This is a genomic window from Serratia sp. LTN-2 (genome assembly GCF_059740205.1).
On record NZ_JCAXDO010000003.1, the window covers coordinates 477,624 to 503,896 of the forward strand.

26 protein-coding genes are annotated in these 26,273 nt (G+C 62.7%); 9 read left to right on the forward strand and 17 right to left on the reverse strand.

All coding sequences use genetic code 11. The features are described 5' to 3' along the window. Positions 1-38: 38 nt before the first annotated feature. On the reverse strand, positions 39-284 hold the full coding sequence (locus AC6BYQ_RS09410) for a hypothetical protein (protein WP_254806584.1): 246 nt from the start codon (positions 282-284) through the stop codon (positions 39-41). Positions 285-643: 359 nt separating this feature from the next. Here AC6BYQ_RS09410 and AC6BYQ_RS09415 point away from each other — a divergent pair, with 359 nt between their 5' ends. Genes AC6BYQ_RS09415 through AC6BYQ_RS09425 form a run of 3 tightly spaced genes read left to right on the forward strand, consistent with a single transcriptional unit; the run spans position 644 to position 3,600 of the window. Further along, a complete protein-coding gene (locus tag AC6BYQ_RS09415) occupies positions 644-1,624 on the forward strand; it encodes a Bug family tripartite tricarboxylate transporter substrate binding protein (protein WP_025160161.1) in 981 nt (326 codons plus the stop codon). A gap of 15 nt (positions 1,625-1,639) precedes the next feature. After that, complete coding sequence (locus AC6BYQ_RS09420; RefSeq protein WP_019453755.1) at positions 1,640-2,071, forward strand: tripartite tricarboxylate transporter TctB family protein; 432 nt, start codon at positions 1,640-1,642, stop codon at positions 2,069-2,071. A gap of 11 nt (positions 2,072-2,082) precedes the next feature. Continuing rightward, positions 2,083-3,600, forward strand: a complete 1,518-nt coding sequence (locus AC6BYQ_RS09425; protein ID WP_004936157.1) for a tripartite tricarboxylate transporter permease — start codon at positions 2,083-2,085, stop codon at positions 3,598-3,600. Positions 3,601-3,634: 34 nt separating this feature from the next. Here AC6BYQ_RS09425 and AC6BYQ_RS09430 read toward each other — a convergent pair whose 3' ends face one another. Continuing rightward, entirely contained in the window at positions 3,635-4,264 is a 630-nt protein-coding gene (locus AC6BYQ_RS09430) for a CatB-related O-acetyltransferase (protein ID WP_498056766.1), read from the reverse strand. A gap of 156 nt (positions 4,265-4,420) precedes the next feature. Next, positions 4,421-5,416: a DMT family transporter gene (locus tag AC6BYQ_RS09435; RefSeq protein WP_197668082.1), complete on the reverse strand. Its 996-nt coding sequence runs from the start codon at positions 5,414-5,416 to the stop codon at positions 4,421-4,423. Positions 5,417-5,588: 172 nt separating this feature from the next. Between AC6BYQ_RS09435 and pdxR (AC6BYQ_RS09440) the strand changes: the two genes are divergently transcribed. After that, positions 5,589-7,055: a MocR-like pyridoxine biosynthesis transcription factor PdxR gene (pdxR, locus tag AC6BYQ_RS09440; protein WP_498056767.1), complete on the forward strand. Its 1,467-nt coding sequence runs from the start codon at positions 5,589-5,591 to the stop codon at positions 7,053-7,055. Here the strand turns inward: pdxR (AC6BYQ_RS09440) and AC6BYQ_RS09445 are convergent. Genes AC6BYQ_RS09445 through AC6BYQ_RS09460 form a run of 4 tightly spaced genes read right to left on the reverse strand, consistent with a single transcriptional unit; the run spans position 7,052 to position 10,706 of the window. Then, entirely contained in the window at positions 7,052-7,552 is a 501-nt protein-coding gene (locus tag AC6BYQ_RS09445; protein WP_019453759.1) for a protein disulfide oxidoreductase, read from the reverse strand. The two genes, pdxR (AC6BYQ_RS09440) and AC6BYQ_RS09445, sit on opposite strands and share 4 nt — an antisense overlap. Further along, positions 7,545-8,261 (reverse strand): DsbA family protein, encoded by a 717-nt coding sequence (locus AC6BYQ_RS09450; RefSeq protein WP_498056768.1) that lies wholly within the window; start codon positions 8,259-8,261, stop codon positions 7,545-7,547. Before AC6BYQ_RS09450 ends, AC6BYQ_RS09445 begins: the two co-directional genes overlap by 8 nt. Then, on the reverse strand, positions 8,258-10,294 hold the full coding sequence (locus AC6BYQ_RS09455; protein WP_498056769.1) for a protein-disulfide reductase DsbD family protein: 2,037 nt from the start codon (positions 10,292-10,294) through the stop codon (positions 8,258-8,260). Before AC6BYQ_RS09455 ends, AC6BYQ_RS09450 begins: the two co-directional genes overlap by 4 nt. A gap of 49 nt (positions 10,295-10,343) precedes the next feature. Next, the gene (locus AC6BYQ_RS09460) at positions 10,344-10,706 is read right to left on the reverse strand and encodes a hypothetical protein (protein ID WP_019453762.1); all 363 of its coding nucleotides are present in this window, start codon (positions 10,704-10,706) and stop codon (positions 10,344-10,346) included. A 205-nt stretch (positions 10,707-10,911) separates the two neighbouring features. On the opposite strand from AC6BYQ_RS09460, the gene flk reads away from it, so the two are divergent. Next, positions 10,912-11,940, forward strand: a complete 1,029-nt coding sequence (gene flk, locus AC6BYQ_RS09465; protein ID WP_498056770.1) for a flagella biosynthesis regulator Flk — start codon at positions 10,912-10,914, stop codon at positions 11,938-11,940. Positions 11,941-11,944: 4 nt separating this feature from the next. On the opposite strand, the gene AC6BYQ_RS09470 is transcribed toward flk, so the two are convergent. After that, positions 11,945-12,400 (reverse strand): rhodanese-like domain-containing protein, encoded by a 456-nt coding sequence (locus AC6BYQ_RS09470; RefSeq protein WP_019453764.1) that lies wholly within the window; start codon positions 12,398-12,400, stop codon positions 11,945-11,947. Positions 12,401-12,493: 93 nt separating this feature from the next. Here AC6BYQ_RS09470 and pdxR (AC6BYQ_RS09475) point away from each other — a divergent pair, with 93 nt between their 5' ends. Beyond that, positions 12,494-13,933 (forward strand): MocR-like pyridoxine biosynthesis transcription factor PdxR, encoded by a 1,440-nt coding sequence (gene pdxR / locus AC6BYQ_RS09475; protein ID WP_498056771.1) that lies wholly within the window; start codon positions 12,494-12,496, stop codon positions 13,931-13,933. Between the two features lie 26 nt (positions 13,934-13,959). Here pdxR (AC6BYQ_RS09475) and AC6BYQ_RS09480 read toward each other — a convergent pair whose 3' ends face one another. Then, positions 13,960-14,856 (reverse strand): endonuclease/exonuclease/phosphatase family protein, encoded by an 897-nt coding sequence (locus AC6BYQ_RS09480; RefSeq protein ID WP_498056772.1) that lies wholly within the window; start codon positions 14,854-14,856, stop codon positions 13,960-13,962. Positions 14,857-15,073: 217 nt separating this feature from the next. Between AC6BYQ_RS09480 and pepT the strand changes: the two genes are divergently transcribed. Further along, complete coding sequence (pepT, locus tag AC6BYQ_RS09485; protein ID WP_498056773.1) at positions 15,074-16,321, forward strand: peptidase T; 1,248 nt, start codon at positions 15,074-15,076, stop codon at positions 16,319-16,321. On the opposite strand, the gene AC6BYQ_RS09490 is transcribed toward pepT, so the two are convergent. Further along, complete coding sequence (locus AC6BYQ_RS09490) at positions 16,318-17,430, reverse strand: SLC13 family permease (RefSeq protein WP_498056774.1); 1,113 nt, start codon at positions 17,428-17,430, stop codon at positions 16,318-16,320. The two genes, pepT and AC6BYQ_RS09490, sit on opposite strands and share 4 nt — an antisense overlap. A 154-nt stretch (positions 17,431-17,584) precedes the next feature. Between AC6BYQ_RS09490 and apbE the strand changes: the two genes are divergently transcribed. Continuing rightward, the gene (apbE, locus tag AC6BYQ_RS09495; RefSeq protein WP_498056775.1) at positions 17,585-18,616 is read left to right on the forward strand and encodes an FAD:protein FMN transferase ApbE; all 1,032 of its coding nucleotides are present in this window, start codon (positions 17,585-17,587) and stop codon (positions 18,614-18,616) included. 62 nt (positions 18,617-18,678) lie between these two features. Here the strand turns inward: apbE and AC6BYQ_RS09500 are convergent, their stop codons facing one another. Together AC6BYQ_RS09500 and fabB are read right to left on the reverse strand one after the other, a co-directional pair. Next, entirely contained in the window at positions 18,679-18,900 is a 222-nt protein-coding gene (locus AC6BYQ_RS09500) for a putative periplasmic lipoprotein (RefSeq protein ID WP_004936201.1), read from the reverse strand. A gap of 212 nt (positions 18,901-19,112) precedes the next feature. Further along, the gene (gene fabB / locus AC6BYQ_RS09505) at positions 19,113-20,333 is read right to left on the reverse strand and encodes a beta-ketoacyl-ACP synthase I (RefSeq protein ID WP_016926857.1); all 1,221 of its coding nucleotides are present in this window, start codon (positions 20,331-20,333) and stop codon (positions 19,113-19,115) included. 170 nt (positions 20,334-20,503) lie between these two features. On the opposite strand from fabB, the gene mnmC reads away from it, so the two are divergent. Beyond that, positions 20,504-22,525, forward strand: a complete 2,022-nt coding sequence (mnmC, locus tag AC6BYQ_RS09510) for a bifunctional tRNA (5-methylaminomethyl-2-thiouridine)(34)-methyltransferase MnmC2/FAD-dependent 5-carboxymethylaminomethyl-2-thiouridine(34) oxidoreductase MnmC1 (protein ID WP_498056776.1) — start codon at positions 20,504-20,506, stop codon at positions 22,523-22,525. Between the two features lie 41 nt (positions 22,526-22,566). Here the strand turns inward: mnmC and AC6BYQ_RS09515 are convergent, their stop codons facing one another. The 5 genes from AC6BYQ_RS09515 to aroC form a co-directional block, all read right to left on the reverse strand. After that, positions 22,567-22,848: a YfcL family protein gene (locus AC6BYQ_RS09515; protein ID WP_016926855.1), complete on the reverse strand. Its 282-nt coding sequence runs from the start codon at positions 22,846-22,848 to the stop codon at positions 22,567-22,569. A gap of 32 nt (positions 22,849-22,880) precedes the next feature. Next, complete coding sequence (locus AC6BYQ_RS09520; protein ID WP_063919797.1) at positions 22,881-23,438, reverse strand: elongation factor P hydroxylase; 558 nt, start codon at positions 23,436-23,438, stop codon at positions 22,881-22,883. Between the two features lie 91 nt (positions 23,439-23,529). Beyond that, positions 23,530-24,336 (reverse strand): sulfite exporter TauE/SafE family protein, encoded by an 807-nt coding sequence (locus AC6BYQ_RS09525; RefSeq protein WP_019453773.1) that lies wholly within the window; start codon positions 24,334-24,336, stop codon positions 23,530-23,532. 3 nt (positions 24,337-24,339) lie between these two features. Next, positions 24,340-25,167: a penicillin-insensitive murein endopeptidase gene (gene mepA, locus AC6BYQ_RS09530; protein ID WP_025160158.1), complete on the reverse strand. Its 828-nt coding sequence runs from the start codon at positions 25,165-25,167 to the stop codon at positions 24,340-24,342. A gap of 5 nt (positions 25,168-25,172) precedes the next feature. Then, complete coding sequence (aroC, locus tag AC6BYQ_RS09535) at positions 25,173-26,258, reverse strand: chorismate synthase (RefSeq protein ID WP_019453775.1); 1,086 nt, start codon at positions 26,256-26,258, stop codon at positions 25,173-25,175. Between the last annotated feature and the right edge of the window lie 15 nt (positions 26,259-26,273).

Here is a 26,273-nt window from a genome sequence, read left to right on the forward strand (position 1 = left end):
ACACAATTATGCGTAGTGGCGCGCGATCGTAGGTGGGGTCAGATCAGCGGGATGGGGCTATCGGCAAGAGCAATATCCAACACCGGGCGCAGCTTGTCGGCGGTAAACGGCGAAGACACCAGCACGGAGCGGTTGTTGGCGGCAAACACCAGATCGATGCCGGTCACGCAGGCGGTCATCGCACAGACATACTTTTCACCGTCGGCGTTGACAAAATGCAGCTCGAATACGCCTATATCGGCGCGCAGGCGTTTCAAACGACATTGCGCGTTTTCCCCAGCCATCTCAGCATAGACTTCAGGCAACCGTTTAATCGCGCACACTTTGGCGCTGTCCCTACCGCCAAACAATTTCCCTAACGAAAACATATCACTGCGTCTCTATTCATTTCAGTGCTCATGATTTTATCGCGAAAGCAAAACGCCGAACCTGATATTACGCAGGGTTTTAGCCGGTTTTGCGCCCTGTTCTTCTCTTCCTTTCTATGGTAGCCCACCCGCTATTCGCTCGCGACAAGAGACCCCAATCACAGACTGGAAACTTTTCCGTCCGCTGAAAGGTAAATGAAAGGTTGTTGTTTTAACAATCCTGCAACCGCACCCGGCGGGATTCACAACCAGAACAATACCGAGGGCAAGTCACAATGAAAAAAATAATGACCCGTACCTTTACCGCCGCCGCCCTGCTGCTGGCGGCCAATCAGGCCTTTGCCGTGGAAGCGCCCAAACGCACCGAATGCATCGCGCCGGCCAAGCCCGGCGGCGGCTTCGATCTGACCTGCAAGCTGATTCAGGTATCGCTGCAGGACACCAAGGCCATCGATAAACCGATGCGCGTCACCTATATGCCCGGCGGCGTCGGCGCGGTGGCCTACAACGCCATCGTCGCACAGCGACCGGCGGAGTTCGGCACCGTGGTGGCGTTCTCCGGCGGCTCGTTGCTCAACCTTTCTCAGGGCAAGTTCGGTCGCTACAACGTGGACGACGTGAAATGGCTGGCGGCGGTCGGCACCGACTACGGCATGATTGCGGTGCGCGCCGACTCGCCCTACAAAACGCTGAAAGACCTGATGGACGCCTTCCAAAAAGATCCCAACAGCGTGGTGTTCGGCGCCGGCGCCTCCATCGGCAGCCAGGACTGGATGAAAACCGCGCTGCTGGCGCGCGAAGTCGGCGTAGATCCGCGCAAGATGCGCTACGTGGCGTTCGAAGGCGGCGGCGAGCCGGTGACCGCGCTGCTGGGCAACCACATCCAGGCGGTCTCCGGCGACCTGAGCGAAATGGTGCCTTACCTGCAGGGCGACAAGATCCGCGTGCTGGCGGTGTATGCCGAGCAACGCCTGCCGGGCCAGTTGGCCGACATTCCCACCGCCAAAGAGCAGGGATACAGCCTGGTGTGGCCAATCATTCGCGGCTTCTACGTCGGGCCGAAGGTCAGCGATGAGGAGTATCAGTGGTGGATCGACACCTTCCAGAAAATGATGGCGACCGACGAATTCAAGCAGCAGCGCGATCTGCGCGGCCTGTTTGAGTTCAACATGACCGGCAAAGAGCTGGACGCCTACGTGAAGAACCAGGTTGCCCAATACCGTGAGCAGGCGAAAGTGTTCGGCCTGGCCAAATAACCGCAGGGGAAAACCATGAGCGATCGTATTTTTGCCGGCTTTTGGCTGCTGCTGTGTATCGGCGGGCTGTTCATCGGTTGGGGCATCCAGAGCGAATACAGCTATGAACCGCTGGGGCCGCGCCCTTTCCCACTGGCGATCCTCAGCCTGATGGCGCTGTGCGCGGCCCTGCTGTTGCTGCGCCGCCCGCAGGCGGTGGAGTGGCCGCACAACAAGGTGCTGCAGCGGCTGCTGGTGCTGGTGATCACCCTGGTGCTGTATGCCTGGGGCTTTGAATGGCTGGGCTTCCCGCTGGCGACCGCGCTGCTTACGTTCAGCATCGGCCTGCTGTTTCAGGCCAGCCTGCCGGCGGCGGCCATCTCCGGCGTCGTCATGGGCGCCGCGCTGTATTACGCCTTTGACCAACTTCTCGATGTCACACTGCCGCTCGGCGCCTGGCTGAGCTAACGGGAGCGATGATGGATACCTGGATGTATTTGACCCAAGGGTTCGAAGTGGCGCTGGTGCCGCAGAACCTGATTATCGCCCTGATCGGTTGCTTTGTCGGCACCATCGTCGGCCTGCTGCCGGGGCTGGGGCCGATCAACGGCGTGGCGATCCTGCTGCCGCTGGCGTTCGCCCTCAAACTGCCGGCCGAATCGGCGCTGATCCTGCTGGCGACGGTGTATATCGGCTGCGAGTACGGCGGACGCATCTCGTCGATTCTGCTCAACGTGCCGGGCGACGCGGCGGCGATCATGACCGCGCTGGACGGCTACCCAATGGCCCAGCAGGGGCGCGCCGGCGTGGCGCTGTCCATCTCGGCGGTCAGCTCGTTCGTCGGCTCGATGATCGCCATCGGCGGCATCATCCTGTTCGCGCCGCTGCTGGCACGCTGGTCGCTGGCCTTCGGCCCGGCGGAGTATTTCGCTCTGATGGTGTTCGCTATCGCCTGCCTCGGCAGCATGATGAGCCAGAACCCGCTGAAATCGCTGCTGGCGGCGCTGATCGGCCTGGGGCTGGCGACGGTAGGCGTCGACGCCAACACCGGCGTTTACCGCTTTACCTTCGACAGCGTGCACCTTTCCGACGGCGTGCAGTTTATCGTGGTAGTAATCGGCCTGTTCTCGGTCAGTGAAATCCTGCTGATGCTGGAGAGCACCAGCGCCGGTCAGAAGCTGGTGCGTAAAACCGGCCGGCTGCTGTTCAACCGCAAAGAGGCGGCACAGTGCGCAGGCCCTACCCTGCGTTCGTCGGTGATCGGCTTCTTCGTCGGCATTTTGCCGGGTGCCGGCGCCACCATCGCCAGCGCGCTGACCTACATGACCGAGAAGAAAATCAGCGGCAACAGCGACACCTTCGGCAAAGGCGATATCCGCGGCGTCGCGGCGCCGGAAGCGGCCAACAACGCCTCGGCCTGCGGTTCGTTCATTCCGATGCTGACGCTGGGGGTGCCGGGCTCCGGTACCACAGCGGTGATGATGGGCGCGTTGACGCTGTACAACATCACCCCCGGCCCGGCGATGTTCACCGAACAGCCGGATATCGTCTGGGGGCTGATCGCCGCACTGCTGATCGCCAACGTCATCTTGCTGATCATGAACCTGCCGCTGGTCGGTCTGTTCACCCGCATGCTGACCATCCCGCTGTGGTTCCTGGTACCGGCGATCGCCGCAGTGTCGGCGGTGGGAGTTTATGCGGTGCACAGCACCACCTTCGACCTGCTGCTGATGGTCGGATTGGGGGTGTTCGGCTACATCCTGCGCAAAATGCATTTCCCGATGTCGCCGCTGATTCTGGGCTTTGTGCTGGGTGAGATGTTGGAGCAAAACCTGCGCCGCGCGCTGTCGATCAGCAACGGCGAATTCGGCATCCTGTGGAGCAGCAGCATCGCGCAAACGCTGCTGGTGCTGGCGGTGGCCGTGCTGGCGCTGCCGCCGCTGTTGCGCCTGATGCGCAAACGCCGCCATCTGGCGACCGAGGCCAAGGCCGAGTAATGCGAAACGGGCGGGGATCCCCCGCCCGTTATGTTTAACGGCCTAAGGCCGCCATTCTTCTTTCCAACGCCCCGATATCGTTATCGGCAAGCAGCGGCTGGATCGCCGCAAACTCCGCCCCGGACAAGTCATAGATGCGCAAGGCAAGCAAACGCGCGATGATTTCCGGCGCGAATCGCCAACGGATAAACCTCGCCGGATTGCCGCCGACGATGGCGTAAGGCTCCACGTCGCCGGCCACCACGCTGCCGGCAGCGACGATCGCCCCTTCGCCTATCGCTACCCCCGGCATCAACATCGCCCGCATGCCAATCCAGCAGCCGTCGCCCAGCCGGGTATCGCCTTTGGGACGGTATGCCTGTTGGATGGTTGCCATAAACGGGTACAGGCTCAGCCAGTCGATGCGGTGGGTGTGGTTGCCCCCCATCAAGATCACTGCTTCGGCAGCGATGCATACATAATCGCCGATCAGCAGGCGGTCTATTTCACCCAGCGGCTGCCATTGGCGGCTGACCGCATCGCCGTGCAGATAGCGCACCACCGAGCGTTCGAAGCCGTTATCCCAGCAATCGCTGTAGTAGCTGTGGGTGCCTTTGACGATGATATTCGGGTTGGTCACCGTCTGATGCAGCAGTTCGGTTTGAGACCAGTGTTTTTCGGACATGGCGTATTCTCTTGTTGCGGGAATAAAAGCCACGGAACGGAGTGTCTGTGGCCGTGTTGTCGTTCACTCAACACGGCAGATCAAGCGATAAGCGCTCGTTTCAATCTCGGGTTATTCATCATTAGTGCCTCTCTTGCGAGGCGCAATGGTAACCCATCACGCCTCAGCGGTCTTGCTTTTCAACAGCAGCACGCCCCCCATCACCAGCGCGCTGCCCAGCAGCTGCAGCTGATTCATGCTTTCCCCCAGCAGGAAATAGGCGATCACCGCGGTGAACACCAGCTCCAGCGACAGGATCAGGTTGGCCACCGCCAGCGGCAGCGTTTTCAGACTGATGTTATACAGCCCGAAACCCAACAGCGTCGGCCCGGCGGCCAATGCCAGCAGCAACAGCCAGCCGCTCCACTGGATGCCCTGTGCGCCGTGCGACAGGAACCACAAATCGCCGGCCATGCCGTGGAACGCCGCCAACGGGAACGCCGTCAGCGCCGCGTTGAACGCCAGCTGGTACAGCGCCGAAAAACCGAATACGTACAGGATGGTGTTCCACACCGGATAGCCGCGTTCGCTGGCCACCCGCCCGCCGAGGGTATACAGGGTATAGCCGATGCCCGACAGCATCCCCACCAACAACCCCAGCAGATCGAAGTGGCTGTTGCCCATGCTGTCGCCGTTGCTGACCAGGAAGCAGCCGCCCAGGCTGATGGCGATCACCAGCAGCTGGCGCAGCGTCAGGCGTTCGCTGTACATCACCCAGCCGAGGAACACGGTAAACCCCACCGAACAGTAGGTCAGGATCGTCGCCACCGACGCGCCGTTCAACGCCACCGACAGCGTCCACAGGCTGTTGAACAGCGCCAGCAACAGGCCGTAAAGCGCGTAAAACACCACCTGTTCACGGCGCAGGCGTGCCCACTGCGGCTTCACCAGCAACAGCAGCGGCAACAGCACCAGCGCCACCAACGCCGCACGCCAGAACGCCAACACGAAGGTCGGCAGGTGATAGTACTCGGTCAGCGCACGGATGATGATGGCGGTAAAAGCCAGCAGCATAGCGCTGATAATGGCGATGACGTAACCCTGGTGGCTGCCCTGCAAGAGACGCGCGCCGGGCAGCGCCGGCCGGGCGGAAACGCCTGACGGTAATGACATGGGATCCTCGGAAAAATGGCGACAAACATACTCAGGCACACAGTGTAACGCGGCCATTTTTTCCCACTATAGCCACTTTACGGCGTTGTCATGCAGGCCACTTTTCGGCGCTTGAAGCCGTGCTAGCATGGGGTATAGTAAAAATCACTCTCCATAACCGAGCCAATTTCGCATGCATATCCCGTTAGATCGCGAGCAGGACGTTCCGCTCTATTTGCAGATCGAAGAAGCGTTGCGGCGCGCCATCCTCACCGGCGTGTTCGTCGATGGCGACAAACTGCCCTCGACGCGCACGCTGGCAGCCGAACTGGCGGTCAGCCGTTTGACGGTGGATAACGCCTACGCCGAACTGGCGGCCAAAGGATTTCTGCACCAGCGGCGCGGCAGCGGCGCCTATGTTGCCCATCCGCAGACGCAGGCGCGCCCGACCCGGCCGAGCAGCGATACGCCTTTCCCGCTGGAGAGTTTCACCACCCTCACCTCACGGCTGGACGGCTACGCCGACGCGCCGCTGCCGGAGGGGCTGATCAACTTCGCCGCCGGCGTCGGCAGCCCTAAGGTGTTTCCGCTGGAGGCGTTTCGCAAAGTGCTGCTGTCGGTGCTCAGCCGCCATGCGGAAGAGGCCTTCAGCTACGGCGAATACTGCGGCTACTACCCGCTGCGCGATACGCTGAGCCGTATTCTCAGCGCCCAGGGCATCCCCACGCAGGCGGAACAGGTGCTGATCACCAACGGTTCGCAGCACGCCATCAGCCTGGTGGTGCAAAGCCTGCTGGCACCGGGCGATTCGGTGATCGTCGAAGAACCGACCTACGCTGAAGCACTGGGCCTGCTGCGCCAGCACCGCATCAATATCGTCACCGTGCCCGGCGACCGCCACGGCATGCGGGTGGATTTGCTGCCGGAGTTGTTGGAACGCCACCGCCCCAAACTGATCTATACCATCCCGAACTTCCACAATCCGACCGGCCGCTGCCTGAGCGAGGCCCGCCGGCGGCGCCTGCTGGCGATCGCCCAACAGGCCGGGGTGGTGATCCTGGAGGACGACTTCGTCGGCGATCTGCGTTATCAGGGCAAACAGCTGCCGTCGCTGCGCGCGCTGGCGCAGCCGGGCGCGGTGATCTACGTCAGCACCTTTTCCAAGATGCTGCTGCCCAGCATGCGCATCGGCTATCTGGTGGCGGACAGCGAACACTATCAGTGCTTCGCGCGGCGCAAGCACGTCGATAGCTTCACCAGCTCCAGCCTGATCCAGCGGGCGCTGGACGCCTTCGTCACCGTCGGCCGTTACGACAAGCAGCTGCGGCGCGCCGGGCGCGTCTATCGCCGCCACCTGGACGTGATGGTCGACGCGCTGCAACGGCGGTTGCCGCCGGGGTGCCGCTTCGAAACGCCGCAGGGGGGATTGTTTATCTGGCTGACGCTGCCGGAGGCGGTGACCACCGCCGAACTGATGCCGGTGGCCTGGCGGTACGGCGTCACCTTCGCGCGCGGTGAATGCTTTTACGCTCACGAACAGCTGGGCGCACACGGCCTGCGGCTGAACTTTGCCGCCAACTCGCCGCCGCAGATTGAAGAAGGAATCGCCCGGCTGTGCCGGGCGATTGAGGAGGTAATAACGGAGAAAAACGCCGATTAGACGGCGGCCCACCACAGCCGTAGCTTCATGCCCCAGTAGCTGGTCCAGCCGGTGGTGCTTTGCACCACCTTGCCCTGCGAGATCACCACGAAGGTCGGCGTGACGCCAATCCGCCACTGCGCCGACAGCGCGCCGGCCGGATCGTTGACCACCGGCAGCGCCAGCCGTTTGCGCGCCAGCCACTGCTTCACCTGGGCATCGTCACCCGAGCGCAGCGCGACGGTCAGCACGTTGCCGCCCGCCGCCTGCAAGCGGGCGACGTCCGGCGTGGTGAAGCGGCAAACGCCGCACCAACTGGCCCAGAAGTAAACCAGCAGCGGCCGATCGTGGCTGAGCTGCGCCAACGACACCTTCTCGCCGTCCAGCGTGGTCAGCGTCTGGGCATCGAAGGCCGGCGGCGCCTGCGGCGCGTTCAGCCAATCCATCACCGTCACCACCGCCAGCGCGATCAGCGCCAGCAGCAACAACTCGCGCCCCCAGCGCTTGAGCTTAGCCATTTTTGGCCTTCGCCAACTGCTGTTTCACCATCGCTTCCAGCTCTTCATACGACACCGCTCCCGGCAACATCCGATCGCCGATCAGCGTCGCCGGCGTCCCCTGCACGCCCAATTGCTCCGCCAATTCCATATTGGTGCGCAGCGTGGTCATGCTCTGTTCGCTGGGCGCCACCGCCTTGACGCCGGTTTTCTCTTGCGCAGCGGCGATGCTGGCGTTGTCATGGAAGCCTTTTTTCGCCATCAGCCGCTGGTGCAAGGCCCAGAATTGGTCCGGGTGCTGTTGCCAGGTGGTGAGCGCCACGCGCGCCGAACTGACCGAGCTTTCGCCCTTGAACGGCAGCAGTTTCACCACCAGCGCCACATCCGGGTATTGCTTGACGATCTTCTCCAGCATCGGATCAAAACGCTTGCAGTACGGGCAGTTATAGTCGGTAAAGGTCACCAGCGTCAGTTTGGGGTTGGCGGCGCCCAGACGCGGGCTGGCCGGATCCTGGTACAGCGTTTTGGCATTCTGCTTGATAGCCTGGCTGATTTGCTCGCCAGCGGTTTGCTGCTGCCAGGCGTCCACCGCCTGCGCCAGAATGTCCGGATTGGACACCAGCGTTTCACGGATCATCTCTTTGATACGCGCCTCTTGCGCCGGAGTGAAAGGTTCGGCGGCCCACGCCGGGGCGGCGATAATCATCATTAAAATCAGTAATTTTTTCATTTTTCGGTTCCTTTGGCATCGGAAAGCGTTTGCAGCACGGCGTCACGGGTCAACAGCGGGGATAACACCACGCCGTCCGGGCTGCCGGGGCCATAGATTTGGTTGAAGGGCACGGCGACGCTGCCGCGCTTTTGCAGAAAGGCGCTGATGTCGGCCGACGGACGGCTCCAATCGCCGCGCAGCGCAACCACATCGTCGGCGCTCAGCGCTCTCTGCACGTCATCGCGCAACAGCACATTGAATTTGTTGGCCTTACAGGTCACGCACCAGTCGGCGGTCACATCGACGAACACTCGCTTATGCTGGCCCAGTGCCTCGGTAATCGCCTGTTCGCTCAGCGGTTGCCACGGCACCCGATCCTGCAACGGCTGGCGCCACAGGCCGGCGGTCAGCGATCCCGCCAGCAGGGCCACGCCCGCCAACACCAACGTGCCCGCCGCCAGTTTGGCCGCCAACCGCGCCCCCTGTTGACGCCATACCGCCAACAGCAACGCCAGCAGCGCCAACGCCCCCAGCCACAGCGTGGCCTGCGCGCCGATATGATTGCTCAGCAGGCTCAGCAGCCACAGCGACGACGCCAGCATCAGCAGCCCCATCGCCAGCTTGACGGTATTCATCCAGCGGCCGGGGCGCGGCAACCGCAGCGCCAGCGACGGCCAGGCGGCAATCAGCAGCCACGGCAGGCTCATGCCGATGCCGAGCGCAATGAACATGCCCCACAGCACCGGCAGTGACGCCGCCAACGCGAAGGCCACCGCCGTGCCGAGAAACGGCGCCGAGCACGGCGTCGCCAGCAGCGTAGCGAAAGCGCCCTGCCAAAAATGGCCGCTCAGGCCGTGCCCGTTATGGGTCGCCAGTGACGTATTCAGATCGGACGAGAGGCGCAGATGGAACAGGCCGAACAGGTTGGCGCTGAACAGCAGCGTCACCAGCACCATAAAGCCGATAAACCACGGATTCTGGAACTGAATGCCCCAGCCGAGCGCATGGTTGCCGAGCCGCAGCAGCGTCATCAGCAAGGCCAGCGCCATAAACGAGGCGACGATGCCCAGCGACGACGCCAGGAACTGCAAACGCACGCTGTGCCGATCGCGCCGCTCCACCTGCAGGATCGAACCGAGCTTGATGCCCAGTATCGGCAGCACGCACGGCATCAGGTTGAGGATCAACCCGCCCGCCAGCGCCATCAATACCGCCTGCCATAGCGGGAACGCCGCAGCGGCGGGCGCGACCAGCGGATCGCCAATCGGCAGCGTGATCTGCTGCGCCATACCGCCGTTGTCGATCACCAACGTCAGCGTTTTGCCGCGCAGATCCGGCGCCGCATCGCCCCAGCCATCGCTGACCGGCACTCGCGCCAGCAGTTGAGCACCGTCGGTCTCGACCTGCGGCTTGCCGAGATCGGCATCCGCCAGCGTATCGAAGAACAGCGCAGGCTGCCGCCAACCGGCGGCGCGTTCGGCGGCAATCTGCAGCTCGCCGCTGCGGTAACCGGCCTTGACGCTCTCCACCACCCCGGCGGCGATCGGCACCTGCCCCATCGCCTGTGCGAAGTCGTGGTTAAACTGAGGATCGTTCGGCGTCGTCAGATCCAGGCTGAACGGGTAGTCGGTCAGAATGCAGACATTGCTGCAGGTGGATAGCGTCAGGGTGCCCGCCAGCGGGCCGGATACCTGACCTGGCATCACGATCGGCAGCGTGACCCGATCGTGATAGCCCTGGGTGGAAATGCCGGCCACCTCGAAACGCTGCGGCGTCGGCCAGTGCCAGGTCGCTGGCGGCGGGTTGCCTTGCCAGACTATCGCCGGCGCGATGCCGCCTTCGCCCGGGGAGCGCCAATAGGTTTTCCAGCCTTTTTGCAGCTCGACCGACAGCAGCAGACGGGTCTCCCCCGGCTGTGACGTGTCGGCGCGCAGCCGCACCTTGGCATGATCGTTGGTTGGATTTTGCAGCCAGCCGCTGTCCGCCGCCTGTGAAGCAGGCAGCCACAGCATAAACAGGCAAGCGCAGGCCAGCCTGATGATTTTCAACATGTTAATTCTCCATAAATGATTAATTCACCGCGAAAAACGGGCGATTAACTCATTCACGGAAGACGCATAATCGAAGGTGCACCCTGAGGGTGGGCGGTGAAATGGCGCGAGGAGGAGGAATGCGCAGGCGCGCAGCGATGGTCGGTGCCAACAGAACCAGCAGCAAGCCCAATCCGAACAGCACGGCTTCGAACATCACCGGCGGCGCGGCCAGCAATGACTTGGCGCTCAGCTCACAGGGCGTCGGCTGCGCTTCGGCGGCCTCATCGCCGGATTGAACGGCGGTGGCGGCCGGGATCCCCAGCGTTTGCTGCAGCGCATGCAGGCCAGCCATGCGCTGGGTCATGCACGTCAGCACCACCAGACAAGCCAGGCATAAAAACCATTTTGCAATCCGCTGCCGTTTAACCATGCCATCCTCACGTTCAGGTCTGCGGTTATCTTAGCGGCGCAGGCGCGATTAGCAACGTTTTGTCGGTAAAGAAATGTCTGGGCGGCGGTATTGATGGCGGCGATTTACAGGTATCATAGTCAGTAAGCCTGCGCTTTTCGCCGGGTACCATGATGATTCTCTCCTCCAGGCACCCTGCGGGGATACACAGCGAAGGACTGGTGATATGCAACCTTTGAGTGGGCCGGGCGCCCCAATCGCCGGCGAACGCCCTCCCTCCCCGGGCAAAACGGCGGCCACTGACGATCAACCCCTCTCTCCGGCACAGCGCACGACGCTGGAAAAGCTGATCGTGAAAATCATGACGCTCAGCCCGACAAAATCGGCCGAGATCTGGGCCTCGCTGCGCCACGATCTCGGCGCCGACAACGGCGGTGAACTGCTGGCGCGCCATTTTCAACCCGCGGAACAGCTGCTGCAAACGCGCCTGGCACAGGCGCAGCAAAACCATGCCGGGCGCCAGCTGCTGCAACAGCTGGCCGAATTGCTGCCGCAGGGCAACAATCGCCAGGCGGTCAGCGATTTTATTCGTCAGCAGTTTGGCCACACGGTGCTGAGCCAATTGAGCCCACCGCAACTGCAGCAGGTGCTGAATCTGCTGCAGACCGGCGGCCTGACCATTCCCCAGCCGCAGCAAACCGCCACCAGCGATCGCCCGCTGCTGCCCGCAGAGCATCAAAGCCTGCAACAGCAGGTCACCAAACTCAGCGCCGCCACCGGCGAAGCGCCGGCTAAAATCTGGCAAACGCTGTTCGATCTGGCGGGCGTAAAAACCAACGATCCGCTGCCGGCGCGCCACTTCCAGCTATTGAACCAGTTCTTGCAGGTGAAGGTGGCACTCAGCCCTCAGAGCGCGCCGACGCTGAACAACCTGTTGGCGGCGCTCAAACAGCCGGCGGATGAACAAGAGCTGCAGCAGATGAACGACTACTGCCAGGTGCGCTTCAACTGCGGCGCCAATGCGCCGCTGACGCATCCGCAAATGAGCGACGCCATTCATCAGCTGTTTGCCCGCCGTCTGGATAAGGCCGGCCAGGCCCAGCCTATCGTCAGCCACTCTGTCGAGCCGCAGCCGCTGCTCAATCCGCTGATCGCCGCCCTGCCTCTGCCGCTGCAAAAAGCGCTCAGCAAGCCCGCCGTGGCGCTGATCCTGCTGCTGCTGGCGCTGGCGGTCGTGCTGGCGTTGGTGTTTTAACGCCTCAGGCGCAGCCGCAATCCACGGCGGCCGCCCTATCACGCAGCGATCCCGGCTGCTCGCCGATGGCCAACGGATGGCCGTCGCGCAGCCAGAAATCCAACCCGCCGATCAGCTCCTTGACCCTGAACCCCAGCTTCGCCAGCTTGTAAGCGCCTTTGGTTGAACCGTTGCAGCCGATGCCGTCACAGTAGGTCACATACACCTTTTGGCGATCCAGGTGCGCCGTGCCGGCTTGGTCCATCAGGCGATGCGGCAAACTGAACGCGCCGGGGATATGCCCGGCGGCGTACAGCGCCTCCGCGCGGGTGTCGATCACCACTATCCCATCCTCGCCATTGCGCAGATCTTCCGCCACGTCCCAGGCATCCGCATAGCGGCTCAATTTGGCCGCCAGGTAAGCCAGGCTCTCTTCCGGCTCCGCCGGCGGAAAAGCCAGCACCAATGATTCTTTCGACATCCCGCTCACTCCCACACATCAAGACAGATGACAATAGTGCCCCATTTTGGTCTTATGATTGATACCCATTTCTCACCCATGACAAGACCCATTATGCGGCACACGCTGATCACGCTGTTTCAGCAATCGCCACACGCTGCCGGCACGCTGCGCGATCGCCTGTGCGGCGCATTGCGGCAGGCCATCCATCACGGCGCATTGGGCGTTGGGCAACGGCTGCCTTCCAGCCGGGTGCTGGCGGGCGATCTGAACCTCTCAAGGGTGACCGTCGAAGCCGCCTACGGCCAGCTGGAGGCTGAGGGATACTTGCAGCGCCGCGTCGGCCAGGGAACGTTCGTGGCGATCCGCATCGCCACATCGCCGCCGCCGACGCGCGGCACCGGCACCGGCATGCCGCGCCTTTCGCGGCGCGGCCAACAGATCGTGCAAACCGGCGGTTGCCGCGATCCGCAACATCCCCAGGCCTTCGCTGCCGGCTCGCCGGACCTGCGTGCGTTTCCGCTCGCCTTGTGGAAGCAACTGACCGCTCAGCGCCTGCGTCTTCAGGGAGAAAGCCTGCTGCGCTACGGCGATCCGCAGGGCTATTTGCCGCTGCGCGAAGCGATCGCCGCCCACGTTAACCAAACGCGCGGCGTAGTCTGCGATGCACGGCAGGTTATCGTGCTGACCAGTTCACAGCAGGCGCTGCAGCTGATCGCCACGTTGTTGCTGGACGGCGGCGACAGCGTCTGGATGGAAGAGCCGGGCTACGCCGGAGCAAGAAACGCCTTTATCAGCGCCGGCGCGGCCCTGACGCCGGTCGCGGTGGACAGCGACGGTCTGCGGGCTGAGCCGCCCTTGCCCGATCCGCGTTTGATTTACCTGACGCCCTCGCACCAATACCCGACCGGCGCGGCGCTCAGCCTGGCGCGTCGGTTGGCGTTGCTGGCGCTGGCCGAACGGCAACAGGCCTGGATCATCGAGGACGATTACGACAGCGAGTTTCACTATGACGGCCTGCCGATACCGGCGATGCAGGGCCTGGATCGCTGCGGCCGGGTGCTGTATCTCGGCACCTTCTCCAAGTCGCTGTTCCCTTCCCTGCGGCTGGCGTATCTGATCGTCCCGCCTGCGCTGGTCGCCCCCTTTGTCACCGCGCGCACGGTCTATGACGGCCACAGCGCGCAGCTGATGCAGGCGGTTACCGCCGAGTTCATCCGCCAGGGGCACTTCGCCGCGCATATCCGCTACATGCGCCAGCTCTACCGCAGCCGGCGCGATGTGTTGCTGGCGGAAATGCGCGAAAAACTGAGCCACTTCGCCACGCCCGTTCCCGCCGCCGGCGGCCTGCAGCTCAGCGTTTGGCTGCCGCCCGGCCAGGAGGCGGCGCTCAGCCGGCAGGCGCGGCGGCTCGGCATACTCACGCCCGGGCTTTCGGCGCAGTACCAAACGACGCAGGCGCAGCGCGACGGGTGGCTACTGGGCTTTTCGGCTCTCACACCGGGCGAGATCCGCAGCGCCGTCGAGCGGCTGGCGCGGATCGCCGTGGATTAGCCAGGCCCGACGGGATGCCGGCCGGCTTATTGCTCGGTCAGGCGCATCTCCGCCACCAGCGGCAGGTGGTCGCTCACCGCCGGCCAGTGAATGCCGTTCCAATCGCCGCTGGCGTTCGGCACCGTCAGGCTGTCCAGATGCCAGTGCTGCGCATTGCCGCTAAAGATGTAATCCACCTTGATTTCGGCGTTTTCCGCCGGCCAGCTGCGGCCATCCTGCCCGCTAGGCATGATGTCGTTCCAATAGCGGCTCAGCTCCAGCCAGGTCACGCTGCCCGGCACGTCGTTCATGTCGCCGAACAGCAGCTTGATGCCGCGCACTTCGATGGTGCGATCGTTCAGCTCCCGTACCTGATCCAGGCGCATCGTCGGATCTTCCTTGGTATCGAGGTGGGTGTTGAACAGGGTGATCGGCGCCGGGAACTCCGGCACGTCGACCTTGGCGCTGAAGGCGATGCGCTGTTCGCGCTGGCCGGACGGCAACGGATAGATCACGGCGTCGTGCAGCGGATACTTCGACAGAAACGCCAGGCCATATTCACCGCCGTCGAAATCGATCGCCCGGCCGAACACCGCCTGCATGCCGGTCAGCTTCGCCAATTCCGCCGCCTGATCGACACGGCCGCTGCGGGCGGTGAGTTTATCCACCTCTTGCAGCGCCACCACGTCGACGTTCATCGCGCGAATCGCCTTGGCGATGGCGGTCATGTCGCTGACCTTGCCGGCGGCGATGTTGAAGCTGGCGACGCGGATCTTCGGCGCCTGCTCCAGTTCGTAAGTTTTATTTTTCAGGCCGCCCAACGCGCTGGCCACTTCGCGGCTGTTGGCGTTGCTGTTGGCGTGCCCGGTATCGGCGGACGACCAGGCGCTGTGAGAGATGCCCAGGGACAGTAAGGTGATGAGCAAAGCGTGACCGGTGTGCATGAATTCTCCTTGAGGGACAGATAAGTGTTATGCGGGCGCTTCCCGGCCCACAGCTAACACCGATTTTGCCGCAGAAACCTGCGACTATTTCCTAGTTGCGCCGCTATTTTTCGTTTCTGCGCGATGCTTCGCATTCTGACGGTTTACGCATTGCACCGTTGGACAAACGGCTGATTTCGTTTTAAAACCGGTAGATTGCCAACCGCGAGGAGTCCCGATGACCAGCCCGATTGCCGAACAGCTCACCGAACGTTTCTTCCGCTACCTGGCGGTGACCAGCCAAAGCGATGCCGCCGCAACCGCCCTGCCCAGCACGCCGGGGCAGCATGAGATGGCGCAACTGCTGGCGGACGAGCTGCGCCGGCTCGGCCTGGCCGACGTGCAGATCGACGAGCACGCCACCGTGACCGCCCGCAAGCCCGGCACCCAACCCGGCGCGCCGCGCATCGGCTTCATCACCCATATCGACACCGTGGACGTCGGCCTGTCACCGGAGATTCGCCCGCAGCGCCTGCGCTTCACCGGCGAAGATTTATGCCTGAACGCCGAGCAAGACATCTGGCTGCGCACCGCCGAGCATCCGGAGATCCTGCCCTACCGGAACGAAGAGATCCTGTTCAGCGACGGCACCAGCGTGCTGGGCGCCGACAATAAGGCGGCGGTCACCGTGGTGATGACGCTGCTGGCCAACCTGACCGCCGCCGATCGCCACGGCGACATCGTGGTGGCGTTCGTGCCGGACGAAGAGATCGGCCTGCGCGGCGCCAAGGCGCTGGATCTGCAGCGTTTCGCCGTCGATTTCGCCTATACCATCGACTGCTGCGAACTGGGTGAAGTGGTGTACGAGAACTTCAACGCGGCGGCGGCGGAGATCCGCATAGAGGGGGTAACCGCGCACCCGATGTCGGCGAAAAACGTATTGATCAACCCGATACGCATCGCCAACGACATCATCAACCGATTTGACGTGCACGACACCCCGGAACACACCGAAGGGCGCGAGGGTTATTTCTGGTTCACGGATCTGGCCGCCAACGCCAATCAGGCGACGCTGAAGGTGTCGATTCGCGACTTCGATCGGGCGGCGTTCGAGGCGCGTAAAGCCCGCCTTGAGGAAACGGTGCGTCAGGTGGCGGCCAACTATCCGCGCGCCAATGTCAGCTGCCGCGTCAGCGACATCTACAGCAACATCAGCAACGCCATCGGCGAAGACCGGCGCGCGATCGATCTGATCTTCGGCGCCCTCGCCGCCCACGGCATCCCGCCGAAGGTGATCCCGATGCGCGGCGGCACCGACGGCGCGGCGCTCTCGAGCCGCGGCATCCTGACGCCCAATTATTTCACCGGCGCGCACAACTTCCATTCACGCTTCGAGTTTTTACCCGTCAGCGCCTTCGTGAAATCCTATCAGGTGACCCGCAGCATTTGCCTGCTGTCCGCGCGGCAGAGCGGCAATCAGGGTTAGCTTAACAGCCAACCGATCAGGGCGGCCCACGCCAGCAGCGGCAGCGAGTAGTAGTGGAAACTCAGCCAAATCTTGCGCTCCCCCGCCATTCGCAGCGCAATCAGGTTGGCGAGCGATCCGATCGCCAACCCGAAACCGCCGGCGTTGACCGCATAGGCCAGCTGCGCGCTGGAAGGCACGTAGTTGAGCAGCAAGATTGTAGCCGGCACGTTGCTGACGATCTGCGACAGCCCGACGCCCAGCGCATATACCCCGCCGTCGTTCAGCCCGGCGATGGCGGCGAACGCCGGTTGAAGCGGCGGCAAGCAGGTGAACAGGCCGACATCGATAAACATGGCGGCGAACACGAAAATCAGGCTCCAGTCGATCTGCAACAGCACCCGGCGCGCCAGCAGCAAAAAGCCGGCGAATACCGCCAGCAGCCCATACAGCGGCAGATCGATATCGAGGCACAGCAGAAAGATCGCATACAACGCCACGCAGCTCAGCAACAGCGGCCGTTGATAGGGATAACCCTCGGTATTCGGCGTTTTCACGATCTCGCGCGCCGGGAAGCTGAACCAGGTCAGGGCCAGCAGGCTCAGCATCATCGCGGCGCCAAACGGCGCCATCTGGCCGATGAAGCCGAGGAAAGAGAGGCCGGAGCGGCTCCACAGCAGGATATTTTGCGGGTTGCCGATCGGCGTCAGCAACGAGCCGGCGTTCACCGCCAGCGCCTGGAAGATGATCAAACGCCCAATCGGCAGCGCCGACAGCTTCTTCAGCGTGATGGTGAGCGGAATGACGATAAACAGCGCCACGTCGTTGGTTAGAAATGACGACAGCAGCGCGGCGGAAAACACCAGGAACAGCGCCAGCCGCCGTTCGCTGTGCAAGCGGTTGATGATCTTGCGGCCGACGAAGTCGAAATAGCCGCTGACCTCAACGCCCTTGGTCAGCAACATCAGCCCCAACAGGGTGATGATAGTGCGGCCGTCGATAAAATCGCTCAGCGCCGACAGCGGCTGCGGATGAAAGGCGAACATCGCTGCGCCGGCCAGCAGCAACGCATGCAGGAAACGGTCTTTGACAAAGGGATGGATAAGCCGGGAAATGGCGGTTGAACTCATGGCGGCAACTTGAAACCTCAGCGAAAAGCATGGGCAAGACGTTAGCTCAGGCGCGGCCGCAGCGCCAGTAAAATGCTATTTTACCTTTATCCGCTTTCCATTTGCCGCGCTTTACTTTATTTGTAGCGGCTTTCCCGTTTTCAAAGGACATGTTATGGCTTCCCTGTTCGCCAAAGGGGCGCTGCTGAGCGCCCTATGCGCCCTGCTCGCCGCCTGCGACGATGCCTCCACCCGCCCGCAAATCGATATCGACGGCAAGACCATGGGCACCTTCTACAGCGTAAAAGTCAGCGGTGACGTCGCGATCGGCAAGCAAGAACTGCAGCGGCAGATAGACAAAGTGCTCGAGCAGGCCAACGACGATATCTCCACCTACCGCGCCGACTCGGTGCTGTCGCGGTTTAACCACAGCGCCAGCCTCGAGCCGCAGCCGATCCCGCGCGGCATGGCGGACATCGTGTTGATGGCCCAGCGCATCGGTCGCGATACCGGCGACGCCATGGACATCACCGTCGGCCCTTTGGTGAATCTGTGGGGATTCGGTCCCGACAAACATCCGGTCAAGGTGCCGGAACAGGCGCAAATCGACGCGGCGAAGCAGCGCATCGGCCTGCAGCACCTGAAACTGATAAGCGACAATCGTGGAGAGTGGCTGCAGAAAGATCTGCCGGACATGTATGTCGATCTTTCGACCCTGGGCGAAGGCTATGGCGCCGATGAACTGGTGCGCCTGATGAACCGTAACGGCATTACCAACTACCTGGTGTCGGTGGGCGGTGCGGTCTCTTCACGCGGCGTCAACGGCCAGGGAAAACCCTGGCGGGTGGCGATCCAGAAGCCGACCGACCGTGAAAATGCGGTGCAGGCGCTGGTGGATCTGCACGGTTACGGCATCAGCACCGCCGGCAGCTACCGCAACTACTTCGAACAAAACGGCCAGCGCTACTCCCATGTCATCGATCCGAGCACCGGCAGGCCGATCAACCATCGACTGGTTTCCGCCACGGTCATAGCGCCGACCGCGCTCGAGGCCGACGGCTGGGATACCGGCCTGATGGTGCTGGGCACGGAGAAAGCCTTGAAGCTCGCAGAGGAGAAAGGGCTGGCGGTCTACCTGATCAGTAAAACCGATGACGGTTTCAGCGCCGTGATGACGCCGCAATTCAAGGCGTTTTTGGTGCAGTAAGATAAAAAAGCCCGGCGCGCAATGGCCGGGCTTGTTGCATGCGCTCGCAGGCGCCGCGCCGATTACTTGGTCAGCGCGATGATGCCGAGGGTCAGACCGGCAACCGCCGCCGCACCGCCGGCGATCGCGCCTGCGGTTTCCCAGTTATCCTGAGTGGTGCCTTTCATACAGGTGTTGGTGTGCACCAGACGCCCCTGGTCATCGTAGACCGGAACGCAGGGAGAATCGGTGGCGCATCCGGCCAACACGGCCGACAGTAACCCAACCGCAATTAACTTTTTCATACTTCTTGCCTCAATGTTCGATCACTTTAAAAAGCCACACCGAGCGATTATCACGCTACCCGGCTATTGTATGCCCAACGCATGTAATGGCGAGGTAATGATGTGTCAGGGGATGTGATTTGGGAAAACTCCGAGCGCCCGGCGGGCGGGCTTCGGGCAGTAAAAAGCCCGCGAAAACGCGGGCTTGATGGCGAGATGGCGCTCAGGCGGGATTATTTCGCCAGTTTGCGCATCACCAGGGTGGCGTTGGTGCCGCCGAAGCCGAAGCTGTTGGACATCACGGTGGTCAGCTCGCGCTGGGTCGGCTGAGTCACGATGTTCATGCCGGCCGCCTGCTCATCCAGAGTTTCGATGTTGATGCTCGGCGCGATAAAGCCGTGCTCCAGCATCAGCAGGCTGTAGATCGCTTCCTGCACGCCTGCGGCGCCCAGCGAGTGACCGGTCATCGCCTTGGTGGAGGAGATAGCCGGGGTATTGTCGCCGAACACTTCGCGAATCGCGCCCAGCTCTTTCACGTCGCCTACCGGTGTGGAAGTGCCGTGCACGTTGATGTAGTCGATCGGCGCATCCAGATCCTGCATCGCCATCTTCATGCAGCGCACCGCGCCTTCGCCCGATGGCGCAACCATGTCGGCGCCGTCAGACGTTGCGCCGTAGCCAACGATTTCTGCGTAGATGTGCGCGCCGCGCGCCAGCGCGTGCTCCAGTTCTTCAACCACCACCATGCCGCCGCCGCCGGCGATGACGAAACCGTCACGATCGGCGTCGTAGGTACGGGAGGCTTTTTCCGGCGTGTCGTTGTACTTGGTGGACAGCGCGCCCATCGCGTCGAACTCGCAGGCCATTTCCCAGCACAACTCTTCGCCGCCGCCGGCGAACACGATGTCCTGTTTGCCCAGTTGGATTTGCTCAACCGCGTTGCCGATGCAGTGTGCGGAGGTCGCACAAGCGGAGCTGATGGAGTAGTTCACGCCGTGGATTTTGAACGGCGTCGCCAGGCAGGCGGAAACGCCGGAAGCCATGGCTTTGGTCACCACGTAAGGGCCGACCGCTTTCAGGCCGCGCGGGCTGCGCATCGCATCGGCGCCGAACACCTGGAAGCGCGGAGAACCGCCGCCGGAACCGGCGATCAGGCCCACGCGCGGGTTGTTTTGATACTCTTCTTCCTTCAGGCCGGAAGAAGCGATCGCTTCTTGCATCGCCAGGAAGGCATAGATGGAAGCGTCGCTCATGAAACGCACCGCCTTGCGGTCGATCAGGCCGGTCGTGTCGAGCTTTACTTGCCCCCATACGTGACTACGCATGCCGGAATCTTTCAGCTCCTGGGAGAAAGTGATCCCAGAACGTCCTTCCTGCAGGCTTGCCAGGACCTCCTGCTGGTTATTACCAATGCTGGAGACAACTCCCAGGCCAGTAATCACTGCACGTTTCATTCAATACCTCTTCCACTATTTACCTACGGGATTTTGCATCGCACTTTAGCGTACAGATGTAAGCCGAACAAGTCCGATCAGCGTTTTTCAGCTTTATTGTTGTCCAGTTTGCGCCGGGGCGCCAGCGCCGTTAGAATTCGCGGCATCCCTTGAATTTCGAGCCATTGACCGTGAACCACGCCCCCATCCAAACCGCAACGCTAACCTGGAACGAACAGGGTACACCTGTTTCGAAACAGTTTGATGACGTCTATTTTTCCAATCAGGATGGGCTGGAAGAAACCCGCTACGTCTTCCTGCACGGCAACCGGCTGCCGCAACGTTTCGCCACCCACCCGCGTTCGCTGTTGGTGGTGGCGGAAACCGGGTTCGGCACCGGGCTGAATTTCCTCACGCTGTGGCAGGCCTTCGCCGGCTTCCGTCAGGCCGAGCCGCACGCCGCGCTGCAGCGCCTGCACTTTATCAGCTTCGAAAAATTCCCCCTGCAGCAGGCTGACCTGGCGGCAGCGCATGCGCGCTGGCCGGAGCTGGCGCCTTATGCCGATGAACTGCGCGCCCAATGGCCGCTGCCGCTGCCGGGTTGCCATCGCCTGCTGTTGGCCGAAGGCCGCATTACGCTCGATCTGTGGTTCGGCGACGTCAACGAACTGTTGCCGCAGTTCGACGCCAGCATGAATAACCAGGTCGATGCCTGGTTCCTCGACGGCTTCGCGCCGGCAAAAAATCCCGACATGTGGACCGAGCAACTGTTCGCCGCCATGGCGCGCTTCGCTCGGCCGGAAGGCAGCTTTGCCACCTTTACCGCCGCCGGCTTCGTGCGCCGCGGGTTGCAACAGGCCGGTTTTCAGGTCAACCGCTGCAAAGGCTTCGGCCAAAAGCGTGAGATGCTCGCCGGTTGCCTGCCCGCCGACGCGCAGCCCGCTCCCCACCCGGCCCCCTGGTATCGGCGGCCGGCGGCGGACAACACCGCCGATATCGCCCTGATCGGCGGCGGCGTCGCCAGCGCGCTCACCGCGCTGGCCCTGCTGCGGCGCGGCGCCAGCGTCACGCTGTACTGCGCCGACGAGCAGGCGGCCGAGGGCGCATCCGGCAACCGCCAGGGGGCGATTTATCCCCTGCTGAACGGCAGCGGCGACGCGCTGGAGAGCTTCTTCAGCGCCGCGTTTCCCTTCGCACGCCGCCAATACGACGCCCTGCTGCAACAAAGCGTCGCCTTTGATCACCAATGGTGCGGCGTCAGCCAGTTGGCCTATGACGAAAAGAGCGGCGCCAAGATCGCCAATATGCTGAAAACCGACTGGCCGCCGGCGCTGGCGATGGCGGCCGACCGCGAGACGCTCAGCGAACTGTGCGGCGTCGATACCGGCTTTGGCGGCATCACCTACCCGCAAGGCGGCTGGCTCTGCCCGGCCGAGCTGACGCGCGGCGCTATCGCGCTGGCGCAGCGTCAGGGCCTGATTTGCCGCTACCGGCACGATGCACAGGCGCTGACGCGTGAAGAAAACGGCTGGCGTATCAACTTCACCAACGGTGACAGCCATCGTCATGCCACGGTGATCCTGGCCAACGGGCACCGGTTAGCCGAGCTGGCGCCAACAGAGGCTCTGCCGCTGTACTCGGTGCGCGGGCAGGTGTCGCATATCCCGACCTCACAGGCGCTCGGCCAACTGAAACAGGTATTGTGCTATGACGGCTATCTGACGCCGGTCAACGTCAACAACGGCCAGCACTGCATCGGCGCCAGCTACCAACGCGGCGACACCGCCACCGACTACCGCGAGCAGGAGCAGCAGGATAACCGCGAACGCCTGCTGCGCTGCCTGCCGGAACAGGCCTGGCCGCAGCAGGTTGACGTCAGCGCGCATCAGGCACGTTGCGGCGTGCGCAGCGCCACTCGCGATCATCTGCCGATGGTCGGCGCACTGCCGGACTATCAGGCTACGCTAATGCAGTATCAGGATTTGCAGCGGCAGAACCAGCGCGGTGAAACCGTCGCCGATGCGCCGGTTTATCCCGGCCTGTTCGCTATCGGCGGATTAGGCTCGCGCGGCTTGTGCTCGGCGCCGCTGGCGGCGGAAATTCTGGCGGCGCAGCTGTTCGGCGAGCCGTTGCCGGGCGATGCGCAGTTGCTGGCGGCGTTGAATCCGAATCGGATGTGGGTGCGGAAACTGCTGAAAGGACGTGTGGTTTAATCAACCCTAAGGGGCGCGGCAATCGCGCCCCGGCATAACGGTCAAGCGGCGGGCGTTGCCGCCTGATAGAGGTTTTCCCACATGCCGCGCACCAGGATCTGATCCGGCGGCGAGAGCTCCCCGGCGGCAATCGCCTTGTGCAGGCTCTCTTCCACCCGCGCTTTCAACGCTTCGGCGGTGTGCTCGCCCTGCTCTTCCGCTTCGGCCACCGCCAGCGTCAGATGACCGCGCAGGTAGCCACCGGCAAACAGTTCATCATCGCTGGCGTGCTCTACCATGTCATCAATCAGCGCCAAAATGCGCGCTTCAAATTCTGCGATCATCAAATTTCCTCATTAAATAACGGGCTGTGGCGTCAGTTGAGATCTTCCGGATACGGAAAATGCTCGGCCGCCAACGGTGGCGTATTGTAGAACGATTGCAACGCCTGAATAAAGCGCGCAGGCCGTGTGGGTATTCCCTGCTCCAGCAGCGTCAATACCCGGGCGCGCACCTTGCGCTGGAACGCGATGCGGTCCGGCTCGCAGTCGCCGTTCAGGTTGTCGCAGCTGACGTTGAACGGGAAACCGGCCGCCATGCAAAACATCCATTCCAACGCCTGCGGTTTGATCTCCACCGCTTCGAATTCACTCTGGGTTTGCGCGTCGCGCCCGTCCGGGCAATACCAGTAACCGAAGTCCACCAATTGGCGGCGCGCTTCGCCGGCGATGCACCAGTGCGAGATTTCGTGCAGGCCGCTGGCGTAAAAGCCGTGGGCGAAAACGATGCGGTGATACGGCAGTTCGTCGTCAGCCGGCAGGTAGATAGGCTCGTCGTCGCCCTTCACCAGGCGAGTGTTGTAATCATCGCTGAAACACCGATTGAAGATCTCGATCAGCTGTTCATAGTGATGACGGGTCTGCGTGTCTGACATAAAAAACTCTATAACCACAAAAATAAAGAGGCCATTATACCTGATAACCGGCGGGGGGATATGGGCGCATAACAGACGCCCATTTTCATCGTCAACCGTGCGTGAAGGCAGTCAACCACTGCTGAATCTCCGCGCCGTGGTTGTCGTACAGCAGCTTGAGGCTCATCACCAGCGAGACGATCACGATCATCGGCCGAATCAGTTTCTGCCCGCGGGTCAGCACCATGTGCGCGCCCAAACGCGCCCCCAGCACCTGCCCCACCAGCATCACCAAACCGATGCTCCACACCACCTTGCCACCGATGATGAACAGCGTCAGCCCGCCGACGTTGGAGGTGAAGTTCAGCACCTTGGCGTGCGCCGTAGACTTGGCGAGGTTAAAGCCGCACAGCGTCACATAGGCCAGCGCGTAGAACGATCCGGCGCCGGGGCCGAAAAAGCCATCGTAGAATCCGACGCAACCGCCGGCCACCAGCCCGAACGGCAAGGCGCCGAGGCGGCGTTGACGATCTTCCTCACCCAATCGTGGCATCAGCAGGAAATAGAGACCGATGCCGATCACCAGCAGCGGCAGCATCTGCCGCAGCAGATCGGCGCGCATATGCTGCACCAGAATCGCGCCGACGATCGAACCGATCAGCGTCAGAAATATCGTCAGCTTCTGGTCATTGAGGTTCACCGCACGCCGGCGAATAAAGTACAGGCTGGCGGAGAAAGAACCGCCGACCGACTGCAGTTTATTGGTCGCCAGCGCCTGCGCCGGAGGAACCCCCACCGCCAGCAAGGCCGGCACCGTCAGCAACCCGCCGCCGCCGGCGATGGAGTCGATAAACCCCGCCAGCAGCGCTACCGCAAACAACACCCCGAGCATCTCGGGGCCGATGACGAACCAGTCCATGTGTTATTCCGCTGAGAAATGGTGATCCAGCAATGCCTGACAGGTCGGCGGTAACGGCGGCGGCACGGATTTGCCCGGCTTCGCGTTCGGCTGATGCGGCACGAACCAGCTCGCCAGTTCAGCGCCGCAGCCGTCGCCCGGCGGCGGCGTATCCTGCTCCTGGCACTCTAGGCTGCCGGCCGGACAACGCAGGCGCACATGCATGTGCGCGCGATGGCCGAACCACGGCCGCACCTTGTGCAGCCAGGCGCGATCGGCACCGGCATCCAGGCACAGACGCTGCTTGATCGCCGGGTTGACGAAGATGCGCGTCACCTCCGCATCCTGCGCCGCCAGCTTGATCAACGACTCAATCTGCGGCTGCCATTGGCTCGCCACCACCTGCTTGCCATCGCCTGACACCAGGTCGATCGGCTGCGGTTTCAGCAATTGCTGCGCGCTCCAGCGTTGGCGCGGCAGCTGCAGCCAAATGTCGACGTCGAGCCCCGACTGATGGCTGGCATGGCCGCTGCTGAAGCGCCCGCCGGCCGGCATCGCCATGTCACCGATCAGCACCGTGCCCAGCGCTTTCTGGTTCGCCTGGCTGCTGAGGCGCTGAATGAACGCCAGCAGATCCGGGTGACCGAAATAACGGCGTTGGTCGGTACGCATCACCTGGTAGTTCGGTGAATTCAGCGGCAGAGGCTGCGCGCCGATGATGCAGCCGTTGGCGAAACCGCCCACCGCCTGTGGCGCGCCGGCCACCGGATGGTCGATTTTCTGCCACGGCGTCAGCGCCATGGCGGAAGCGGAGGCCGTCAGGGCCAGCAGACCCAACATCCAGTTTTTCATGGTGATTACCAGCGAGGCACGTCAGAAACCACATCACCGTTTTGCGCGCGCTGGCGCAGCAGGTGATCCATCAATACGATCGCCATCATCGCTTCGGCGATCGGCACGGCGCGGATGCCCACGCACGGATCGTGGCGGCCACGGGTGACCATTTCCACCGCTTCGCCCTGGCGATTGATAGTGCGACCCGGCACCATGATGCTGGAGGTCGGCTTCAGCGCCAGATGCGCGATCACCGGTTGGCCGCTGCTGATACCGCCGAGAATGCCGCCGGCGTGGTTGCTCTGGAAGCCTTCCGGGGTGATTTCATCGCGGTTTTCGCTGCCGCGCTTGGTCACCACGGCGAACCCGTCGCCGATCTCCACGCCTTTCACCGCGTTGATGCTCATCAGCGCGTGCGCCAGATCGGCGTCGAGGCGGTCAAACACCGGCTCGCCCAGGCCAACCGGCACATTTTCGGCAATCACGCTGACCTTGGCACCGATGGAGTCGCCCTCTTTTTTCAGCGCGCGCATCAGTTCGTCCAGCGCTTCCAGCTTGTCCGGATCCGGGCAGAAGAACGGGTTCTGTTCGACCTGCTCCCAATCTTTCAGCTCGCAGGTCACGTCGCCGATCTGCGCCAGATAGCCGCGCACCTGCACGCCGAATTTCTGCTGCAGGTATTTCTTGGCGATAGCGCCCGCCGCGACGCGCATGGCGGTTTCACGCGCCGAAGAACGGCCGCCGCCGCGATAGTCGCGCAGACCGTATTTCTGTTCGTAGGTGTAGTCGGCATGCCCTGGACGGAACACGTCTTTGATGGCGCTGTAGTCTTGCGAGCGCTGATCGGTGTTCTCAATGATCAGACCGATGCTGGTGCCGGTGGTCACGCCTTCGAATACGCCGGAGAGAATGCGCACCTGATCCGGTTCGCGGCGCTGGGTGGTGTAACGCGAGGTGCCCGGACGACGGCGGTCCAGATCGTGCTGCAAATCGGCTTCGGTGAGCGGAATGCCGGGCGGCACGCCATCGACGATACAACCCAGCGCCACCCCGTGAGATTCACCGAAGGTGGTGACGCGGAAAATCTGCCCAATACTGTTTCCTGCCATCACGGCTCCTTACCG

Excerpts from the sequence above, each read along its gene's own strand:
- AC6BYQ_RS09410 (WP_254806584.1), bottom strand. The coding sequence starts at position 284 with ATGGCTGGGGAAAACGCGCAATGTCGTTTGAAACGCCTGCGCGCCGAT.
- AC6BYQ_RS09415 (WP_025160161.1), top strand. The coding sequence starts at position 644 with ATGAAAAAAATAATGACCCGTACCTTTACCGCCGCCGCCCTGCTGCTG.
- AC6BYQ_RS09420 (WP_019453755.1), top strand. The coding sequence starts at position 1,640 with ATGAGCGATCGTATTTTTGCCGGCTTTTGGCTGCTGCTGTGTATCGGC.
- AC6BYQ_RS09425 (WP_004936157.1), top strand. The coding sequence starts at position 2,083 with ATGGATACCTGGATGTATTTGACCCAAGGGTTCGAAGTGGCGCTGGTG.
- AC6BYQ_RS09430 (WP_498056766.1), bottom strand. The coding sequence starts at position 4,264 with ATGTCCGAAAAACACTGGTCTCAAACCGAACTGCTGCATCAGACGGTG.
- AC6BYQ_RS09435 (WP_197668082.1), bottom strand. The coding sequence starts at position 5,416 with ATGTCATTACCGTCAGGCGTTTCCGCCCGGCCGGCGCTGCCCGGCGCG.
- pdxR (WP_498056767.1), top strand. The coding sequence starts at position 5,589 with ATGCATATCCCGTTAGATCGCGAGCAGGACGTTCCGCTCTATTTGCAG.
- AC6BYQ_RS09445 (WP_019453759.1), bottom strand. The coding sequence starts at position 7,552 with ATGGCTAAGCTCAAGCGCTGGGGGCGCGAGTTGTTGCTGCTGGCGCTG.
- AC6BYQ_RS09450 (WP_498056768.1), bottom strand. The coding sequence starts at position 8,261 with ATGAAAAAATTACTGATTTTAATGATGATTATCGCCGCCCCGGCGTGG.
- AC6BYQ_RS09455 (WP_498056769.1), bottom strand. The coding sequence starts at position 10,294 with ATGTTGAAAATCATCAGGCTGGCCTGCGCTTGCCTGTTTATGCTGTGG.
- AC6BYQ_RS09460 (WP_019453762.1), bottom strand. The coding sequence starts at position 10,706 with ATGGTTAAACGGCAGCGGATTGCAAAATGGTTTTTATGCCTGGCTTGT.
- flk (WP_498056770.1), top strand. The coding sequence starts at position 10,912 with ATGCAACCTTTGAGTGGGCCGGGCGCCCCAATCGCCGGCGAACGCCCT.
- AC6BYQ_RS09470 (WP_019453764.1), bottom strand. The coding sequence starts at position 12,400 with ATGTCGAAAGAATCATTGGTGCTGGCTTTTCCGCCGGCGGAGCCGGAA.
- pdxR (WP_498056771.1), top strand. The coding sequence starts at position 12,494 with ATGCGGCACACGCTGATCACGCTGTTTCAGCAATCGCCACACGCTGCC.
- AC6BYQ_RS09480 (WP_498056772.1), bottom strand. The coding sequence starts at position 14,856 with ATGCACACCGGTCACGCTTTGCTCATCACCTTACTGTCCCTGGGCATC.
- pepT (WP_498056773.1), top strand. The coding sequence starts at position 15,074 with ATGACCAGCCCGATTGCCGAACAGCTCACCGAACGTTTCTTCCGCTAC.
- AC6BYQ_RS09490 (WP_498056774.1), bottom strand. The coding sequence starts at position 17,430 with ATGAGTTCAACCGCCATTTCCCGGCTTATCCATCCCTTTGTCAAAGAC.
- apbE (WP_498056775.1), top strand. The coding sequence starts at position 17,585 with ATGGCTTCCCTGTTCGCCAAAGGGGCGCTGCTGAGCGCCCTATGCGCC.
- AC6BYQ_RS09500 (WP_004936201.1), bottom strand. The coding sequence starts at position 18,900 with ATGAAAAAGTTAATTGCGGTTGGGTTACTGTCGGCCGTGTTGGCCGGA.
- fabB (WP_016926857.1), bottom strand. The coding sequence starts at position 20,333 with ATGAAACGTGCAGTGATTACTGGCCTGGGAGTTGTCTCCAGCATTGGT.
- AC6BYQ_RS09515 (WP_016926855.1), bottom strand. The coding sequence starts at position 22,848 with ATGATCGCAGAATTTGAAGCGCGCATTTTGGCGCTGATTGATGACATG.
- AC6BYQ_RS09520 (WP_063919797.1), bottom strand. The coding sequence starts at position 23,438 with ATGTCAGACACGCAGACCCGTCATCACTATGAACAGCTGATCGAGATC.
- AC6BYQ_RS09525 (WP_019453773.1), bottom strand. The coding sequence starts at position 24,336 with ATGGACTGGTTCGTCATCGGCCCCGAGATGCTCGGGGTGTTGTTTGCG.
- mepA (WP_025160158.1), bottom strand. The coding sequence starts at position 25,167 with ATGAAAAACTGGATGTTGGGTCTGCTGGCCCTGACGGCCTCCGCTTCC.
- aroC (WP_019453775.1), bottom strand. The coding sequence starts at position 26,258 with ATGGCAGGAAACAGTATTGGGCAGATTTTCCGCGTCACCACCTTCGGT.